At 62.8% G+C, this 17,840-nt stretch carries 24 protein-coding genes; 3 read left to right on the plus strand and 21 right to left on the minus strand.

Annotated elements, in window-relative coordinates; genetic code table 11:
• Window positions 1-337 (plus strand): hypothetical protein (locus BG60_RS39385; RefSeq protein WP_206540333.1); only part of this gene is annotated, 337 nt, incomplete at its 5' end.
• The gene (locus BG60_RS32250; RefSeq protein ID WP_051996786.1) at window positions 330-614 is read left to right on the plus strand and encodes a hypothetical protein; all 285 of its coding nucleotides are present in this window, start codon (window positions 330-332) and stop codon (window positions 612-614) included. The genes BG60_RS39385 and BG60_RS32250, both read left to right, overlap by 8 nt.
• A 13-nt stretch (window positions 615-627) precedes the next feature.
• Here the strand turns inward: BG60_RS32250 and BG60_RS32255 are convergent, their stop codons facing one another.
• The 9 genes from BG60_RS32255 to BG60_RS32295 all read right to left on the minus strand — a co-directional run bounded on the left by BG60_RS32255 (window position 628) and on the right by BG60_RS32295 (window position 5,598).
• Window positions 628-957 (minus strand): nucleotidyltransferase family protein, encoded by a 330-nt coding sequence (locus BG60_RS32255; protein WP_034473971.1) that lies wholly within the window; start codon window positions 955-957, stop codon window positions 628-630.
• A gap of 46 nt (window positions 958-1,003) precedes the next feature.
• Window positions 1,004-1,288: a phage fiber-tail adaptor protein gene (locus BG60_RS32260; RefSeq protein WP_051996788.1), complete on the minus strand. Its 285-nt coding sequence runs from the start codon at window positions 1,286-1,288 to the stop codon at window positions 1,004-1,006.
• A 17-nt stretch (window positions 1,289-1,305) separates the two neighbouring features.
• Complete coding sequence (locus BG60_RS32265; RefSeq protein WP_034473972.1) at window positions 1,306-2,856, minus strand: hypothetical protein; 1,551 nt, start codon at window positions 2,854-2,856, stop codon at window positions 1,306-1,308.
• Between the two features lie 21 nt (window positions 2,857-2,877).
• Window positions 2,878-3,291 carry a hypothetical protein gene (locus BG60_RS32270; RefSeq protein ID WP_034473973.1) on the minus strand — a complete coding sequence of 138 codons (414 nt, stop codon included), beginning with the start codon at window positions 3,289-3,291 and terminating at the stop codon, window positions 2,878-2,880.
• 4 nt (window positions 3,292-3,295) lie between these two features.
• Entirely contained in the window at window positions 3,296-3,874 is a 579-nt protein-coding gene (locus BG60_RS32275; protein ID WP_051996790.1) for a lysis system i-spanin subunit Rz, read from the minus strand.
• A 1-nt stretch (window position 3,875) separates the two neighbouring features.
• Window positions 3,876-4,397, minus strand: a complete 522-nt coding sequence (locus BG60_RS32280) for a glycoside hydrolase family protein (protein WP_034473974.1) — start codon at window positions 4,395-4,397, stop codon at window positions 3,876-3,878.
• Window positions 4,369-4,656, minus strand: coding sequence for a DUF7940 domain-containing protein (locus tag BG60_RS32285; RefSeq protein WP_034473976.1), 288 nt, complete (start codon window positions 4,654-4,656; stop codon window positions 4,369-4,371). The genes BG60_RS32280 and BG60_RS32285 overlap by 29 nt, the downstream gene beginning before the upstream one ends.
• 62 nt (window positions 4,657-4,718) lie before the next feature.
• Window positions 4,719-5,276, minus strand: a complete 558-nt coding sequence (locus tag BG60_RS32290; protein ID WP_152563247.1) for a hypothetical protein — start codon at window positions 5,274-5,276, stop codon at window positions 4,719-4,721.
• Complete coding sequence (locus BG60_RS32295; RefSeq protein ID WP_160172925.1) at window positions 5,260-5,598, minus strand: hypothetical protein; 339 nt, start codon at window positions 5,596-5,598, stop codon at window positions 5,260-5,262. Before BG60_RS32295 ends, BG60_RS32290 begins: the two co-directional genes overlap by 17 nt.
• A 227-nt stretch (window positions 5,599-5,825) precedes the next feature.
• Between BG60_RS32295 and BG60_RS32300 the strand changes: the two genes are divergently transcribed.
• Window positions 5,826-6,947 carry an acyltransferase family protein gene (locus BG60_RS32300; protein WP_034473982.1) on the plus strand — a complete coding sequence of 374 codons (1,122 nt, stop codon included), beginning with the start codon at window positions 5,826-5,828 and terminating at the stop codon, window positions 6,945-6,947.
• A gap of 127 nt (window positions 6,948-7,074) precedes the next feature.
• Here the strand turns inward: BG60_RS32300 and BG60_RS39275 are convergent, their stop codons facing one another.
• The 12 genes from BG60_RS39275 to BG60_RS39785 all read right to left on the minus strand — a co-directional run bounded on the left by BG60_RS39275 (window position 7,075) and on the right by BG60_RS39785 (window position 17,838).
• On the minus strand, window positions 7,075-7,962 hold the full coding sequence (locus tag BG60_RS39275) for a hypothetical protein (RefSeq protein WP_051996792.1): 888 nt from the start codon (window positions 7,960-7,962) through the stop codon (window positions 7,075-7,077).
• A 12-nt stretch (window positions 7,963-7,974) separates the two neighbouring features.
• Window positions 7,975-8,529, minus strand: coding sequence for a YmfQ family protein (locus BG60_RS32310; protein ID WP_338152092.1), 555 nt, complete (start codon window positions 8,527-8,529; stop codon window positions 7,975-7,977).
• A 49-nt stretch (window positions 8,530-8,578) separates the two neighbouring features.
• The gene (locus tag BG60_RS32315) at window positions 8,579-9,742 is read right to left on the minus strand and encodes a baseplate J/gp47 family protein (RefSeq protein WP_034473984.1); all 1,164 of its coding nucleotides are present in this window, start codon (window positions 9,740-9,742) and stop codon (window positions 8,579-8,581) included.
• Between the two features lies 1 nt (window position 9,743).
• Window positions 9,744-10,190 (minus strand): phage GP46 family protein, encoded by a 447-nt coding sequence (locus tag BG60_RS32320; RefSeq protein WP_034473985.1) that lies wholly within the window; start codon window positions 10,188-10,190, stop codon window positions 9,744-9,746.
• Window positions 10,191-10,193: 3 nt separating this feature from the next.
• The gene (locus BG60_RS32325) at window positions 10,194-10,757 is read right to left on the minus strand and encodes a phage baseplate assembly protein V (protein ID WP_034473986.1); all 564 of its coding nucleotides are present in this window, start codon (window positions 10,755-10,757) and stop codon (window positions 10,194-10,196) included.
• Window positions 10,758-10,766: 9 nt separating this feature from the next.
• Window positions 10,767-11,846: a phage baseplate assembly protein gene (locus BG60_RS32330; RefSeq protein WP_034473987.1), complete on the minus strand. Its 1,080-nt coding sequence runs from the start codon at window positions 11,844-11,846 to the stop codon at window positions 10,767-10,769.
• Window positions 11,846-13,453: a phage tail tip lysozyme gene (locus BG60_RS32335; protein ID WP_034473988.1), complete on the minus strand. Its 1,608-nt coding sequence runs from the start codon at window positions 13,451-13,453 to the stop codon at window positions 11,846-11,848. The genes BG60_RS32330 and BG60_RS32335 overlap by 1 nt, the downstream gene beginning before the upstream one ends.
• Before the next feature lie 3 nt (window positions 13,454-13,456).
• Entirely contained in the window at window positions 13,457-14,884 is a 1,428-nt protein-coding gene (locus BG60_RS32340; RefSeq protein WP_034473989.1) for a DNA circularization protein, read from the minus strand.
• A 163-nt stretch (window positions 14,885-15,047) separates the two neighbouring features.
• The gene (locus BG60_RS32345; RefSeq protein WP_034473990.1) at window positions 15,048-15,608 is read right to left on the minus strand and encodes a phage tail assembly protein; all 561 of its coding nucleotides are present in this window, start codon (window positions 15,606-15,608) and stop codon (window positions 15,048-15,050) included.
• Window positions 15,609-15,611: 3 nt separating this feature from the next.
• The gene (locus BG60_RS32350) at window positions 15,612-15,986 is read right to left on the minus strand and encodes a phage tail tube protein (RefSeq protein ID WP_034473991.1); all 375 of its coding nucleotides are present in this window, start codon (window positions 15,984-15,986) and stop codon (window positions 15,612-15,614) included.
• Window positions 15,987-16,051: 65 nt separating this feature from the next.
• Window positions 16,052-17,545: a phage tail sheath subtilisin-like domain-containing protein gene (locus tag BG60_RS32355; protein WP_034473992.1), complete on the minus strand. Its 1,494-nt coding sequence runs from the start codon at window positions 17,543-17,545 to the stop codon at window positions 16,052-16,054.
• A complete protein-coding gene (locus tag BG60_RS39785) occupies window positions 17,542-17,838 on the minus strand; it encodes a DUF2635 domain-containing protein (RefSeq protein ID WP_034473993.1) in 297 nt (98 codons plus the stop codon). The genes BG60_RS32355 and BG60_RS39785 overlap by 4 nt, the downstream gene beginning before the upstream one ends.
• Between the last annotated feature and the right edge of the window lie 2 nt (window positions 17,839-17,840).

Below are 17,840 nucleotides of genomic sequence, written 5' to 3' on the forward strand. Positions count from 1 at the left end.
ACCAATCGCATCAACGCTTTACCGAAAAGGCACTGTGAAAAATCACAGTGCCTTTTTTGTTTTGATTCCCGAGAAAATTCCCATTTTGGGAATCTACCTGCCCCGCCTCCACATATGCCATGCGATATATACTGTGCATCCATACAGTATTCGCGGTGTGCGGAGAAGGAGTCGGAAAATGGCGGCGATGTGGTGCCCGGTCTGCGCGCGGCGGCTCGCGCGCGACGACTTTCAGCCGGCGGTCGGCGACATGCCGAATCGGTGGATGTGCGGTGATTGCGATTGCGTCGTCAACGAGTATGACGACGAGTACGAGCGGCCTGAGTGCGATGGGTAAGAACGGAGCCGTACTTCTCGGCGAGCTCGCGGCGCGCGCTACCCACATCGACATCGAGTGCTCGCGTTGCGATCGCAAAGGCCGGTATCGGCTTGCCAAGCTGGTCGCCCGCCTCGGCGAGGAATTCCCCATGACCGACCTCGGCGCCGAGCTGGCGGATTGCCCTCGGCGGACGGCCGCAACTCATCACGAGCGGTGCGACGTGTTCTTTCCCGGCCTGCCGAAGATCATGGCGGAAGAGCAAGTTTCTGCGCGGACGAGCGGTGAGAAAGATTGAGGCACGCGCGAGGCTAGGAAGCGGCGTTGCGTTGATAGACCATTACGCTGGATCGTTCGATTCCCAGTTTAATCACCGGCGTGTCGTCACCATCGAGTTGCCAAAGGTCGAGCCGGTACGGCAATCTCGCCTGCAATTCACGCAGCCACGTCGGTGATTCAAACATCCACGTGGTGAAAGCTGTCTCCCCATCAGCCGGATCGATTTCGAGCGCGACATCCAAATCGCTTTTGTCGGTGAAATCCCCTCGCGCCCGACTGCCGAAGACGTACGCTCTACGTACGAGAGGATTGCCCTCGGACCATTCGCTTAAAGCCTGCACGACCTTCTCATCCACTCCCATTCGCGTCACCTGCAGCCTATTTCCGTTCGAGAATTCTACTGCTTGCCTACCGAAGACCGACTGAGATCTGAATCCGACGGGTTTCTGTCCGTCCAGCCGACGTTGTAATCGTGCATGCGACGGTGTAGGTTGTGCCGACGACGCCTCCAGCCAACCACGCTGAGACGACATCGCCACTGATGTTCGACGAATTGACCGTGAGACCATCATCGGGCGTCACGCTCGTATCGATGATGGTCTCCCCTGCTCCAAGCCAGGCGGACCAATCCCAGTTGAAGTCGAGTACTGCCTGCGGATCCTTGATGAACGAGGGAACGTACGGAAACGCCATTTGATGCTCCGAAGAGGTTATGCCGGCTGCCCGGCGCGCACGGTGATGCTGCGGCTTTCCGGTTCAATGCGATGCGTGCGCGCATCAGCAGCGACCCGCACCGCCCTAGAATTGCCGTCGACAACGGCGCTGCGCGCCTCACGCGCGACCGTGATCGTCCGCAGATCGGAAGCGATCGGATAGCGGACCGGAACAGGCACTCCGACAATCGCGCCTTGGCCGGCCGCGCTTGCGACGCCGGGCGCCTGGGTTGCGCCTGCACTTCCAGAGATCGATTGAAGGACCACGCCCGTCGCGGCCGCCATGCCCGCGGCCTGCGTGCCGGACGCGGCACCAGTTGATGCGACAGCGCCTCTCACGTCGGCCCGTTGAGGCGTCTGGGTGGCAGCCCCACTTCCAACGATTCTCACGGCCCCGCCTGCTGCGCCAATGGTCGTGGCTGCCGTCGCTGCTGCAACGCCACTGATCACCGGTGTTCGAATCTGACCCGACGCCGCACCGGCATTGATCGCCTGCGTTGCTTCCGCGCTTCCCGCGATGCCGATCGATCCGCCGGCGCTCGCCGAGTTGCCATTCGTCGATGCAGCGGCCCCTGAGATCGGTGCCGCGCCAACCTGTCCGTTTGCCGACGCGATGCTTGGCGGCTGCGTGCTGGCCGCGTTTCCGCTCACCGATACAGTGCCGCTCGCCGCCGTTCCCCCCGAACTCGTCGAGGCCGCCGCGCCCGAGCTCGACACGCCGCCGGATGCCGCACCGGCGCCTGGCCCTTGCGTGGTGCTCGCCGTGCCGGTCGTCGAGACGTTGCCGCTCGCTGTGGCCGCGCCTATTGTCTGAGTCGCCGACGCGCTGCCGCTCCCACTCACACTGCCCGACGCGATGACGCTGTTCGCTGCCTGCGTCGCCGCCGCCGCGCCCGACGTGCTCACGCCGCCCGATGCTGCGCCGCTCGACGCGTTCGTGCCGGCGGCCGTCCCGGTGATCGCGGCGGGCGCGCTGCCCAGATACTTGACCGCGTGCAGCATGACGTTGAACGACGAGCCCTGCGTCGTCGTGATCGTCATTTTCAGCGTGAGCGTCTGCCCCGCCGAGTTCGCCGCCCATGTGATGGTAGTGGCGTAGAACTTCTGATTGCCGGACCCCGTCGTCCCCGGCGAAACGGTATAGGCGGTCGCGCTGCCATCCGACAGGGTCGCGGTGAGCGTGCAACCGCTCGAATACGCCGCCCAATAGACCGTGAGTGTGCGGCTCGTCGTGTCCGCTGGCAGGACGATCTGGATGCCCTGCCCAGTCGCCGTCGTGTTGTCGGCGTAGATGCCGCCAGCGAGCGCGGTCGCGGATGCGGTCGGCGTGCCGTCCGTCCACGTCATTTTCGGGCCGTCGGTGTAGCCCGTGAAGGTGACACCGGAACCGATCGTCATCGGCAGGCCGATCGTCGAGCCGCCGCCCGACTTTCGATTGACGGAGGTTGCTGACTGCGGAAAATGAATCCAGTCCGTCTGAACCGGCGACGAGAGATTGAATGTCTCGGTGCCGGCTAGAACGGTGTTCGAACCGGTGAGAGTGCCCATTGCGGCCGCCTGTGCGGCCGATTACTGGCCGTTCGTGTAAGTGCTCGATGAAACGCTGACCGTTTGGCCTTGTGCGATGGTCGTGCTCGTCAGGACGAGATCCGCGTTGCTCGTGCCGACCGTTCCATCGACGACACCCGCGCCCCCGGACGTGCGCAGGCGATACCAGGTCGCCGTCTTGCCAGCACCGGCCGCCGCCGTGCCCGTGCCGTTGCTGATCGCATTCGCTGTCACGACGCCGTTCGACGGCGCGGGCGCGAAAGTAGAGCTGCAGGAGAGCGTCGCAAGCAGGTTCTGCGTCGTGATTGCGACGTCAGGCGACGCAGGCTGCGCGCCGTCGTAAATGTCGTATGCGCCGCTCGTGCCCACCTGCGTCGTGATCGCTGCTTGCTGCGCGTTCTTCAGTGCGGCGCTGAACTTCAAATTCGATGCCATGTGGTCATTCCTTCGCGGTAGTCGTGAGGCTGCAAGCGCCCGCGATCACTCCTTGCTGCTGGAGGATGCAGACGTAGTGCTGGAGGTATTCGGCTTTGGCGCGGGCGTCACCGTCGGCATCGTCGACGATCCCGAAAAGAGCTGATCCAAACGCAGGTGATAGCTCGGCTGTGCCACCGGCACCATCGCCCACGCCGCTGGCGCTTGGGCTTGGATTTGCGGTGTTGCCACCGCCTGCGGGGGTGTAGGCGGAAACTGCGACGCGCAGCCGTCGAGCGCCATCAGCGATAGCAGCGCGATTCTTCGCATTGTCGGCATCATGGGAGGCCTTCTCCAGATTGAGTTTGGTGTCAAGATCCGCGATCTGCGTCGCCGCGTCGTTCTGTTTTGCGATCGCTGCGCGCGCCGCGCTCGCGGCCGCGTCGGACACCGCCTGAAGCTTCTGCGCGTTGATCTCGTTGTCGTGTGCGTGCGCGGTCTGCTCGCTCGCGAGCTTCGTGGCGTCGACCGTGTGAAGTGCGGCACCGCCGATTGCGATGCCGAGCGCGCCCGCGATGATTCCTGTGATGAGGTATGGAGACATGTCAGTTTCCTCGGCAGGCTTGAGCCTCAAGCTGTCGACGCGTCACGATGCCGCCGCAGCGATTCGACGAAATCGCGCAATCCTTGCCGGCGACGAACCGCCACTTTATGAATTCGGAGCACGCGCCCGGGAAGTCGCGCGCGATGTAGCGCTTGCGCAGCGTCGATCCCTTGTAATTCGGCACGCCGATGTTGTAGGCGAGATCCACGACCGCGACCTTCTGCCCGTCGGTCAGCGAGTCGAAGCCCGGCGTGATGTCGCGCACGGCCGACGCATAGCCCGCGAGGCTGTCGCCGAGCATGGACTTGCACTCCGGCAGCGTGTACGCGCGCATCTCGACGTTCGTCTCGCCGAAGCAGACGGTCTGGACGTTGTTCGCGAGACGATCGTTGTAGGGCTTAAGCGAAACACCCTCCTGCGACGCAGTCAGAGCGACGAGCGCGGCCGCCGCTGCTGCGCCTAGCGTCGCGGCGAGTGTCTTCTTGCCCGGCCGCTTACTCGGCTGCTGCGTTTGCGTTGCCATCCGCTGCTCCGCTCGTGGTCGTTTTCGGAGCCGTCGTCGTGTAGCGCGCGGCGATGATTGCGAGACAGCCGACCGTGATCGCGATAGCAAGCCGCCAGCTATCTGGCAGAAGCGACTTCACTTCGTCGGGCATTCCCGTCCATGCCGCCTCGATGAAAGGCGACGCGGCAGAAACGGCGCCGAGCGACGCCGCAATGATGGTCGACGAATACGTGTGCACCTTGGCCGCGTCATCGACGAGGCGAAGCTTGAGGTTCATAGGGCCTCTAAAAAGAAAAACCCGGCGAGCGGCCGGGTCCGGATGTGAAAGCGTGTATTGGCTTATCGCCGACTGCCCGCCCAAGGCTGTGCGGGCAACGACGGATGCGTCGCCGTCTCCAGCTTCTTGTCGACCGCCTTCGCGGTGTTCGCGGCTTCGTCGGCCTTCGTCGCAGCGACTGCGACTTTCTGCTCGACGGCTTCCGTCTTCTGGGCAGCGACAGTGGCCGCGGCGGCGGCCTGACGCGTCTGTTTGATGAGTGCCGCCTGCCGCGCGTCCGTCAACTTCGCGCGATCGCCCAGAAAGCGCAGCGTGTACTGCGCGACATCATGTGTATCGGTGATCAGCGATCGAAGGTCCGACATCGCTTGGATGTTTTGCTGGTTCTGCTGCTGCAGCTGCTGCACCTTGCTCTCGTATTCGGCGACGCATGCGTTTCGCGTTTCGGCGCGCACTTCAGGGAACCGCTTGATGTATCCGGTGCGCTCCCTCGCCCATTCCGCGCGATCAACCGACATTCCCCATTGCCCGATAAAAAAGCCGACCGCTGCGACACCCGCCAAGCCGCCAAGGAGACATGCGCCCATCACCCACCACCGCCAGTCACGAACGCGAGACATCTGACTCCCTCCGGTTCTCGATCGCCTTCTCGAGGCGCTCGATTCTGGTTTTCAGTTCAAGCACCTCGGCCTCCGCGCGCTGCGCGCGCCGGTCCGCCGCATCGGCTCGCTGTTCGGCGGATCGCATCAGTTCTTCAGCACGATCTGCGCGTTGTACTGCAAGAAGCTCGCGCGCCTCGGCGCGGCCGGCGCGCTCTTCAGCAAGCGTTGCGAGCCGCTCGAATCGCGCGATCGCCTCAACCTGCGCGGCCGAGTCGGCCTTGACGATATTTGCCTCGCCCTCGCTCTCGGCTTGCCGCCGCCGGTCGATCTGACGCCACATTCGGCCGCCGACCCAAAAAGTCCCCACGCTCCCGAGGGCAGTCACAATTGACTTGACGCCCTCGTTCCAGAACTCCGACATCTGGTGTTTCCTCTGTTGAGCCGCGGAGGCATGAAAAAGCCGCCCGAAGGCGGCATGCTTGACGATTTTTAGAGTCTGAGACGACAGGAGCCGCGGAGATGCTGCTGATATACTCCGCGCCTGATCCCGATTAATTCTTTGTAACAATGTCTGCCGAACGACTTAACTCGCTGACATCCCTACGTTTTTTCGCAGCGGCAGCAATTGCGACATTTCATGCTGGTTTCTTCGGGCAGACTCCGGCTCGCCCAGACGGATGGTTTCTGGCGAACCATGCTGTCTCGTTCTTCTTCGTGCTCTCAGGCTTTATCCTGCAGCACAGCTATCGCGATTCACTGAATGAAGTCGGCGCTGCGCGCTTCGTTGCTTTGCGCGCGACCCGGCTTTATCCCGTTCACCTCTTCATCATCGTAGCCCTGCTGCTAATAGTGCCGTTCAACGAGATCGAGGTGCGGGGCACACTCACGGAATGGCGTGTGCTCGCGACGGCGTTTCTTGTGCAGGCGTGGAGTCTGAACCGAGATGTGAATTTCGCAGTGAACCCGCCAGCATGGTCAATCAGCGTCGAGCTTTTCTTCTATTCGTGCTTCCCGTTGATCAGTCGTGCCGCGGTGCGCCGCCCACTTCTCACCGTACTCGCGCCGCTCGCTGCCGTTACCTGCTTCGTCCTACTGGTGCCACCTGTCGGAACGCCTCGACAATGGTTGAGTGTCTACATGATGAATCCGGTGGTGCGTATTCCCGAGTTCATCCTGGGTGTTGGCCTTTACGAACTCCGCGCCCGATGGATGACGGCGAAAGGCTCCGTCAATAGATGGAGCCTCGCGGAAGTCACATCATTGCTGTTCGTCGCAGCTCTGAACGCTGCGTGCTGGCCGTCATATAATTGGCTCGGCGCACACATCGGAACTCCATTCAGAGACTGGGTGATGTTCGATGTCGGGACGACTCCCGCTTTCTGCGTCGTGATCGTCGTGTTCTCTCTGCGGCGGGGCATCGTAAATCGACTCCTCGACATAAAGCCCCTCGTCTTTCTCGGCGAAATCAGTTTCGCGATTTACATGCTGCATGTGCCCATTCTGCAATTGGGCAGAATGTGGGGATGGACGGTCGAAGAATCACTCGTCGCGACCATCATCGCAGCAGCGATCGCTCACCTCTTCATTGAACGCCCGAGCATCAATCTCGCGAAGCGGATGCTCAGACGCAACCGGACGTCGCGCTACGCCGTTGTGACTTGCGGCGACGAGAACACGCCGTCGACATAGGTATCGCCAATCATCGCCGTGTCGCTTTGCACGCTGATTGCCCCTTGAGGGGGAGCCCAGTCGGTCGCGCCGTCCCATACGACAATGTTTTGCACGACTCCGTCAACGACAATCGCATAGTTTGCCATCACGCATACTCCCAGATGATCAGAACACCAGGCGATCCGTTGCCACCCGCATAGTTAGTGCCGCCCGCCAGAGATACCCCACCCGACCCACCGCCGCCGTAGCCCGCCGAGCCAGAGGGAGCCTGGCCGGCTCCGCCAGGGACGCCCGTAGCCCCACGCCCGAGAAAGCTGTCGCCACCGACTCCCGAGCGTGCGCCGTTCGATGCAACAGCGATACCTACGCCAGACCACCCGCCGGCCAAAAGGCTGATATTTGCCCCGGTTACCGCAATCGTTGATGTATAGCCTTGAATGATGTACGGGGCCGTTTGCGGAGAGCCGGCGCCACCGCCACCGCCGCCCGGCATCACGAGCTGCGTGCCAAAGCTGGTTGTGCCTCCGGTGCCGCCGACGTTCGCACCCGCTGCGCCGCCGCTACCGGCCGCGCCGATCGTCACGGCAGTGCCAGCGAACCCGCTCGTAAAGCGCGCCTTTCCGTACGTCCCGCCGCCGCCAGACCCGGCCATCGAAACCAAGCCCGTTCCAGCGGCGGCCGCTCCGCCGCCTCCACCGCCAGCGCCGACGCCTTCGACCACGATGCTGTTAGTGCCAGGGGTCGGCGTGTACGTTCCGCTCGCGGTGAAGACCTGCACATTCAACAGACGACCCGGCCCATACATCGATTTGATGGCGTCGCGCAGTTGCGTATATGTCGTCTTGCTCGGGGTGAGGCCCGCCGCCACGACCACGGCGCGCAGCTCTTCTTGAATCATGTTCAGCCATGATCCGCGCACATTCGTCGCGGGCGTGCCGGCAGTGGGGTTGCCTTCGGTGAAGAATCCTTCCGTCCCGGCAGCCTCCGGTGTCGGGAGCGAGGTTGCTGCCGTCGGGTCATCGATTCGAAACATGTGTTTGGCCTCTTAGGCGTACGCAAAAATTAGGATGGTGTGCGCCGGCATAACCGCACGAAACTCGCACTCGAGAACGTTGTTACCCCATGACGCAAGCGGGTCGCCCGCTGCCATTGCGCCCGCCACCGCGCGCACGACTGTGTTCAGCGGTGCGGTGATCTTCCAGGCGAAGTTCCAGTCGTATCCGCAGCAAGGCTGACCGGCGCGTAGCATTCCAGCGCGGGCTTGCGTGTATTGGGTGATCGTCACGGCGTAGCCAAGCGACGCCGCGAACGCTGTCAGCTGCGCAATCGATGAGCCGCCCACTGCAGTGAGACGTGCAACAACCTGCGCCCGGCGCGCGGGAATCGTTGGCGCGGCGCCAGCGCACGGGTCAGGTAGACCAAGCGTCGATTCCCATTCCGGCAGGAGCTCGTACGTCGTCGATGGGAACGCGTCGATCAGCAGGTAATTCGCGCGAGCGGTCTGACGCTCGTATGACGGCGCGAGACCCGACAGCACCTTCGTCTGCACGGCATCCGGGTCGCGCGGCCACACTCGACCGCGCGGCAACAGCGCCTGCATCGCAGCGAGAAAATCCGCTGCCTTGAAGTTCGGTGCAAGCATGGGCGCCTCAAACGTAGTTCACGGCGGCAAGCACCGGAAGCTGCCCGAAGCCGCTCGTGATATTGCCGGGGTAAGTCGTCGTCGTTGCTCCGACCACGCCTTGAACCAGGGTGATGACGAAGCCGCTCGTGCCCGAGACAGACGCGATCGCGGATTCGATGTCAGAGCGGTTGATCGTGCCCGCGCGCGGGTCGCCGTTCCGAAACAGGACATCGGAGATCGCCGCAGAAATCGCCGCGCGAGTCGCAGTTGACGTGCTCGTCAGCCCTGAAAGGGTGAATGTCAGGTTATTTGCGAGAGGCGCGCACGAATACACCAGCGCGGTCACCGGCTGCTCGTTCACTAGCGTATCTGCGACGACGAGTTGATCGCCGGTTGCGACTGTGCCTCGCGGCGTGCCGCCCGGTCCTTTGTCGTACTGCGAGCACCCGTTGGTGCCTTGAGGGAATCCGCCGTGTGAAGCCTCGGCGGCATCCCACATCGTGTAGATCACCACCGTGCCAGCGCCGAAACCATTCGGCGCACACCACGCGCGCGTCACACCGGCAACAGCAAGTGCCCATCCGACATAGTCGTTCAAGTCACCACCCTGCGGCGTGTTCTGATATGCAGCGAGCATTCGCGTGCGCAGATTATCGTTATCTTCGATGTCCGACCCAGAGGCGACCGTGCCAGTGATCGTTCCAGACGACTGCAAACCCGACACCGCAACGCCGAGCGCTACTGCCGTGCCCGGATCAGCGTTACCGTCTGCGCCCGCCGAGGTCGCTACGATGCTCACGGACAGCGAGCCACCTACGCCTACAGTAGCTGTCGAGGCTGTCGTGTACGCAGCCCCATCGCCGCGCGTGACCGGCGTCCCGGCATTCAGCACAGTTCCCGTAACGCCCGCGAACGAAGCAGTCAGCTGCGCCGGCGTCGCGGCCTTACGATAGACCTTCTTGAGCGCCGCCCAACCTTCGAGATACTCGTCTTCCGCAGTAAACGGAACCGCCTGCTTCGCAATCCAGTCGAGGTAGCCCATCTGCAGGTTCGACATCCCTGCCTGCACCTTTCCGACCACCTTCAGTACGGTACGACGCAGCGTCGCATCCGCACCTTGTAAGGCCGAGTTGATGTCGGCCGCCACCTCGCTGATCAAGGTGGAGAGCGTTTTTCTTTGGAATGGCATATCAAGTGAGCTGTTGCCACGCCCATGCGTAAGTCAGGGAGACGCTGGGCCCGGCCGGTTGATAGAGCGTGATCTGCGCGCCCAAAAACGTGTCGCGCGTCCATTCCGTCTGAACATCCATGCTCGCGACGACGCCATCATCAACGAGCCACTGCAGCGCTTCGACGATGTAGTCGCGCGCGTTGTTGAGCACCTCTTGAGTCTGCTTCGATCGATCGAGCAGCCACAAACGGGAGCCGATGGGGCTATCCTCGTCGAGGTCTCCCCACCAGCCGCGCGGATCGCCGGTGCCGTCAGGAATGACGTCGTCGGCATTCGCCGCGCGATCGGTGAAGAGGCTCAGCAATACTGCAGTTTGCAGATCGTTGCCTGTGAGCAGGTCAGGTCCGAGCTGCTGCCAGTCGCCACGGCTGTTCGCCGTATCCCAGACAATGCTGATGTCAGGCATCTATTACTCCGGCTGCGTCGGCGGCTGCGTGTTGATCGTGCTTCCGCCGGTCTGTACGTTCACGATCGGGTGCGTATGCAGGTTCGCGACTTGGCGCATTCCCGCAACCGTTCGCGTGTTCGTTTCGTAGTTGTCGATGATGTCGCCCTTGCATTTCAGCAACGGCGTGTCAGCGTCGATCTCGGGCGTGTTCGTGATCGTCACAGGCTTTCCGCCGCCATCGAGCACCATGCCTGCCTGCGACAGATAGACCTTCTGCCCAGTGTTGTCGTGCACCACGACCTCGCCACTCGCCAGCGCAGTAACGCGATATTTCGCGTTCGAAGTGGCGATCACAATGCCGTTCGTGCGCTCCCCATTGCCGAATACGATGAGGGCCTCGGAGCCAAGCGGAGGATTGGATGACAGCCCATATTCGACGTAGCGCGGTATGTCGCCAACCGTCTCCAGCGCGTTGATCTTCGCCTGCAGGTACTGGACCGTTCGTGTGTCATCGACGTACGAGATCACCGCGCGGCTCACAAACAGACGTATCCGCCGCGAGAGCGCGTTAAGTGCGTCGAGCATTCAAGGTCCTTAGGCCGGCGCGATGTCCGGATCGATGCGTTGAAGAACGAGCGGTTCGGGCAGGTAGGCCTGCCGCGGCGCAAGCAGAAGCTCGGTATGAGTTCCGTTCTCGTCAAGAATGAAGCTGATCTCGGTGATGAGTAAGAGCGTCTTCTCCGGGATCTTTAGCAGCGGCATCGTCACCGGAACCTGATAGTTCAGATACCAGGGCGAGCCGCTCGAATCGGTCCAACTGTCCACCAGCACGCGCACCTGTCGCGACATGCCATACGCACGCGCGATCTGCCAGTCGACACGCCGTTCGAGATACGTTCGGTCTGACGAAGGCTGCTCGGACACGATGAACCTCGGGCGATACCGCTTAACGCCCGAGTCGTACGCCGTATATTCGGGCAGCAGGTTGACGCCGATGTCGGTCGCATTGTTGTAGTTCGTCAGCACGCCCGAGACGCTTGAGAACCGTCCAAGCGAACTCTTCACCGACACCGCCGATTCGACGTTCTTCCCGATTTCAAGCCCGCTCGAACCGAGCGCGTCGCCGGCCAACGCGAGGCACAGGGAGCCGTCTTCGAGCTCGAACGCGAGCACGCCGCTATACCGGCAACAGCGCTCGATGATCTCCCACGGCGTCTCTGTGATCGAGATCAACTGAAAAGGTATCGTGGGCAACTCGTCGATAACCGCCTTCAGGCTTGCTGAAACCACCACATCGATCTCGAAGTTTTTCAGCAACGACTGGCATACAGCATCGATTCGGCTATTCGCCAGAATGCGATCGACCGGCGCACTACAATCGATCAGATCCTGACATTTGCCGCGACCCGTCGCGCGGACTAGATGCTCGTGCGGCGTGATGATGTACTCGACAGTATCGACATACCCCGTGAGCAGCAGATTGTCTGCGTCGATCGCGATCTGAATTGGCGCGCCTCCGATCAGCGAAGTCTCATCAACCTCTTCTGGAAAGCGCTCCGTCATCTCCAGCACGAACGAGCCGGTGCAACTCTCAATCGAGCGCGTAACGCGCACGCCTTTCCATCCGGTGATCGAGATCTTCGATTCCGGCAATGTCACAACGAGCGAATTCATCAGTACGTCGCCCCAAGCGCGAATTGACTGGTTGAGCCGGTCGAGCCTCGCTCCACCGTCGATTTCACGTTAGGCGTGCCCGAGACTTCAGCGCGCGAACCCTTCGGCAGGTTGCCGAGTTCGACCTTCACGCGTAGTTCACCGTCCGAGCGCGCCGGCGCTGCGTCCTGTTGCGAAGAGTCTGCACCTTGTCCACTCGAATAGAGGCCCGCGATGCGATTCGCAGTCGCAGCGCGTGCAGCGGCTTCTGCGGCTGCGGCGGCAGGCCGCTCGTACAGCCGCGAAACGACATCGGCCGCTTGACCAGGCGTGCGCGCCATTTCCAACTCTGCACCCGCCCTCTGCTCACCGCCGCGCCGCAGTTCGTAATCGACGAACCCGAGCTGTTGCTCGAGCGTCGAATTGCCGATCCAGTTGCCCGCCCATTGCTGAAACGCGGCTTGGCGGTCCGGATGCCACTGCGCGATGCCGTACGCCTTGCCGTTATCGCCGCTCGCCGCCGGGTCGATGCCGCTCTCGTGCTGCAGGTTCGAGACGATCCCAATTGCCTGCGCGCGCGACCAACCGCGCGATTCGAAGAACGAGACGGCAGCCGGGACGTTGGCGTTCGGCTCGGCACCGACCTGGGCGTTCGTGCGCGCGCCGTTCCCGCGCAGGTAGTTGCCGAACTTCTCAAGTCCATCGATCGCCCGGTCGCCAAGGTTCGCCGCGGGCGGCGCATCCGGTGACGACGCGGGGACGTAGCTGCTGCCATTCCAGCGCGTCGGCACATAGTCCTGCCCGTTCACGCGCGCAATGACGCGCTCGACGCCTTCCAGGAAGGTCGTCAGCGCCGGGGCAAGGCCGCCGAGTATCGTCTGCTTCGTCTTGTCGAACTGCGCGTCGAGCCTCGCCATCGCTTCCGCGTAATCGTTCGCGTGGCGAATATCGTCCTCGCTCGGGGCGAGCGCGACGCCGCGCGTATAGCGATCGCGCACACTGCCGGCGCCCTTGTTCAGCAGATCTTCCAAGCCGCCAGCGTCGAGCGCTTCAAACAGGCGATGGCGAGCGAGCGGGCCGTTCCGACTGTTCACGCTTTCGCCAGCCGCAGCGATCTGCTCGAGCAGGCGCTCGGAACTGAACTGGCCGCGCTCGTCGAGGCCATTGATGCCATAGGCCTGATAGATCATCCGCTTCTGCGGATCGCGACCCTGCGTCGACTCGTAGTACCCGCGCGTAACGCCTTCGACTGAAGACGTCGCCTGCTCGGCGCTCAGTCCTACGGACTTCGCCGCGTTCTGGATGCCGAACAGCTGCTTCGCGTCGATGCCGAGCGTCAGCGACTTGTTACTGACGCTGCGGACGGTGTTCGCCCATGCCGATTCGATCGAAAGGATCTTCGACGTGACGAGCGCGGCCGCGCCCACGACGCCCGCGAGCAACGCGCCGCTGAGAGCGCTCGCGCGCGTCGCGCCGGTCACAAAGCTTTGCACTGCCGTCATGCGCTGTGAAGAGCGCGTCGTGCGCATCATCGCCTGATCGATGGCACGAAGGTTCCGGTTCGCCGAAGCGAAGCCTGAGCCCGTCCTGTCGAGCGCCGAGATTACGATCGTCAGGTTGTTTGCCATGGATCAGGTTGCCAGTGCCTTGAAGCTCGTCGGGAAAAATGCGGGATGAACCGGATCTGCTTGAGAAACGAGCTCGTCCGCTCGCGACGCATCGCGATAGATGCGATTCGCCAGGGTCAGCGATGGCAGAGGCGTTGCGAACACGAATGTCCGCATCGCCGGCAGGCTCGCGCCGCGCTGATTCAAATCCGATACAACGGCTTGCCGGAGCGATCTCAGAGCCTCATAGGTCTCGTCGTCGCCTTGATCGCCGGAAACCGTCATCTCGGCGTCGATCAAGTCGAGCACCTGACCGCGCACGCGCGCCGCGTCATCGCTCGACGTAGGCTCGTAATTCGATGCCGCGACAGCGATCGAAGCGATGGTCGCGCGTCGGAACAGATCCGAGCAGGCTGACTGCATCGTCGCCATCGCAGTGCCGATCGTCGACGCCGTTGTTGCGCCGCTAGGGTCATAAGCAGCCAACGACGCGAGCAAGCGCATTGAATCAGCCGGATCCGGCGTCGCCGCCAGCATCGCGCTCGTCACACCCTGTACCGCAGCGGTGAAATCGTCGATCGTCGAAGCGTCCAGATTCCGTGCCGCCGCGTCGAGGGTCGCCGAGGCCGCGTCGAGATTCGCGCGCGCGAGGGTCGCCGCCTGTGTCAGGCTTTCGACGGTCGCGCCGCTCGTATCGACCGACGAACTCGGAAACTTGCTGAACGTCGGCACCGTCGCGCTGCCAGCGAATCGGCCGAAGTCACCCGGTAGATTCGTCAGAAGCTTGAACAGGTTCCGTGCGTCGCCCACAAAATTCTTCGCAGCCGTGTACCAGCCGACGGCCGTGCTCACCGCTGATCCAAGCACCGCTGCACCGTACGCGATCGCTGTGAGCGCCGTCCGGGCGAAATTGAGAGCAGCCGCGATGTTCAAGCCGCTCGCGGCGTTTCCGACAAGACTGCCGCCCGCCACCGAGGTCGCCGGGAAGACACGAGGGCCGCCTTCGATAAATTCGAACTCGAACTCGAAGTATCGGCCCTTCTCCCACCGCTCGATCCAGCGGCTATCCATCAGGCTGACGTCTCGCCGACCATACGTCGGATGCACGAGCGAGCCCGCGCCTTCCTTCTCGCATGCTGCAATCAGCATGTCGCGCTGCGCGATGACGTCGTCGCCAACGACGAACCCGAAGACGCGAAAGCGACGCGTCCCGCGCCCAAGATCCTCGACCCACGGCGTGTCGCGCAGAGGGTATTCGTGCAGCTCGTTCCGGCGACCGAAGCCGCCTTCGCCGCCGAGCGATACGAACGGCACGCCGCGGAATGAAGCGGGCCGCAACTGATCGAAGTACGATCCCGCCGAGCCGCCAAGTCGCGCCGCCAGCGAGCTCGCCAGATTGGAGATGCCCGAGGTGGTGCCGAGCACTGCGCCTGCGCCGCCTCCAATGTTCATGCCTTTGCTCCAATCTGTTGTTTCATGCGCTTGGCCTGGTCAAGCCAGCGCAAAGTCTCGGAAAACGTCATGCCGTCGGCGTCGTTCGGCCCCCACCGCATGAAATGGGTGAGGTCTGCGAGGACGTCATCCCAGCCTTCCGGCATGGCCGTGACGGCGGCAATCAGTCGTCCGAGTCCGCTGTCCGCCGAAGCTGAAAACCGTTGAAGTACGCGCACGCGGCCATGAAGTCACGCGCGGTCAGCGCGCGCACGGCGTTCTTCGGCACCTTCGACACGATGCTGATCAGAGCGATACTCGACGCAAACGTGCCGCCGGCTGCCGACGCCTTGCGCTTCTGCTGGTTCGTCGGCTCGCACAGTTCAAGCGACGCGACATTCAGCGGGCTGTCGTCGGCCGTGAGCTTCACCGGCGATTGCAAGACGAGCTCGAATTCGTCGGAGCTCGGCTTCATGCCGCTGATCGCTTCCTTCCCGAAGGAGCCGATGAAGTCGGCCGCCTCGTCGATTTGGCTCGTGTACATCTGGTCGATCACGTCGACCGGTACGCCGCTGAGCAGTGCGATCAGAGCGATCTGGAGCCCATACACGCCGGCCGCGCTTTCCGCCTTTTCGTATTCGCCAGCGGTCGGCTCGCGCAGCGTGATCGAGTCGACTGTCTTGGCCTGATCGCCCTTGCCGTAGCTCAGCGCCTTGCGCAGCTGGATGGTTTTTGTGTCGTTCATCGATTACTGCTCCGTGACCGAGCCCTGCAGGCCTTCCCACTTGACCGTGAACTTCGCTTCGGTCGTGTCGACTTCCTGCGCTTCGACCGTCCACATGTTGCGGCCGATGATCGTCTTCCCGTTTGCAAGCTCGAGGACGACCGTGTTGCTGCGCATAGCGTTGATCGCAGCGAGACTGACGCCGCCCGAATCACGGATCGATGCCGAGATCGACGGTGCTTTCGGCTTCTCGCTAAAGCCGTGAATGGTGTCCTGCCCACCGAGCGACTCGCGCGTCACGGTGCCGACGTCATACCGAAGCTCGCCTTCGAGTTGGTAGTTGACGCCGTCGATCGTGATGTACGCGGTGCCGGCGATGAAATTCGTGTTGTTCGCCATCGTTGGCTTCTCCACAAAAGAAAAAGCCGCCCGATCGTGGGCGGCTCACAGCGTTGGCGAACTGCTTACGTCTGGCTGGTGGACAAACGGAACTGCGCGAGCAGTGCGAAGATCCGCAACTGATTGATCAGCGTGCCCGGCCAGAGGACGTCGACGCGATTGGGGTTCTGCGCGTTCTGCTCGACGATGATCGACTGAGCGAACTTATCGCTGCCCTGCACGTAGCCTTCGTACTCCATCGCCTGGTATTCGGCGATCTGGTCAGCCTTGATGATGTTCGGCGTCACGATACCGGCGCCCGGTCCGAATCGCGTGCCGTTCGCCGCCAGCTTCACGCGCGCATATTTCGACGTCACCAGCGTGCGCAGACGACGCAGCACGTACGCGAGCAGGAACATCGTCTCGACTTCGAGATAGCTGTTGTCCGGCTGCCCGAACGCGTTCGTCTGATAGCTCGTGATCAGGTTCTCGATCGCGACCGTGCCGTCATCGCCAACCGTGAAGGTGGCGATGCCGTCATAGAGCAGCGTGTTGCGCTGGCTCAGGTTGAAACGCGATTGCAGCGGCGGCGCAAGCACGCCGGTCAGCGCGACGGTCTGCATCGGGACGCCGGGATCAGCGCGCACGCTCACCGCGGTCACCGCCGCGATTGCCGCCGCCCATTGCCATGCGGGCGTCGGCGAATCGTTGAAGCCCATGATCGACTCGTGCTGGTTATTGCGCGACGTGCCGAAAGTGGTGAGACCCGCCCAGGTGCTGCGATATGCGACAAACACGTGGCCGTACACCTGCTGCTGCCAGCTCCAACGGCCGGTCGAGTCGTTCAGGAACGCCTTCAGCGCGTCGAGCGACGTCGTATCGGTGAACGCGCACGCAATGAAGTCGAACGGCATATCCTGAAGATTGCCGAGCGCCGTCGTGAGCGTCGGGTTCGTCGTACCACCCGCCATCGCCGTAATCGTGGCGGCGAGGCCGGTCGGTAGCGCCTCGCCAGCCGTCGTGCCGATGTAATTGAAGCGGACGTCGATGTCGTTGCCGACGAGGCCCTTGTTGTCGGCCGTCAGCGTTACGGTGCTCGTCGATGCGGCTGCTGTGACGGGCATCGACGGGATCAAATTGATCGCCGCAGCGACGGCGGTCGCAATCTGCGCGGTCGTCTGGCCCGCCGTCACCGGCACGGTGACAAGCTGACCGGCGATATAGAGCGAGATCGTGCCATTTGCCGTCGGCGCCGACGTGAAAGCGATCGAACCGGTCGCTGCGACCGCGCCCGCCGCATCCTGCACCGGCAGATACCAGAGTTCGCCGAATTGATCGTTCTGGCGATATGCGGCCGTCATCAATGCGAGCACGCTGTTCGCGCCAGCCTGGACGTTCGCGTCGCCCGTGCCCGACGAGATGAGCGGTACATTCGGCGTCGCGATGCCAGCCGACGTCATCGGACCGATGAGCAGCGCGCGCTGGTTCGCAACAGCGGAGTTCGCGTGCGAGTTGTCGATCTCGGCGAAGAACAGCGGCGTGCGGATGTTCTGCGGGATCTGCTTGAACGGAATGGTCATTGCTTTCCGACCTCTTCATCAGTTGCCGCAGCATTGGCTGCCGGTTGATCGCTCGACGCAGCATCTGCGTCAGCGGCGGCTTTGGCCTGCGCTTCACGCGCAGCCTCGGCTTCGGCCTCCGCTCTCTCTTGCGCCGCATGAAATTCCTTCGCGCTTACCTCGACGACGTCACCGTCATTGAGCACGCGGGTCCAGAAGATGTCGCCGTCCGGCACTTCGATGCCTTCGTCGGGCAGCAACTGCTTCGTAACCGGATGCCGCACTTTGAGGCCCGGTGCAGGTTTGACGATCATTC

It is taken from the genome of Caballeronia zhejiangensis, assembly GCF_000698575.1.
Lineage (GTDB): Bacteria > Pseudomonadota > Gammaproteobacteria > Burkholderiales > Burkholderiaceae > Caballeronia > Caballeronia zhejiangensis.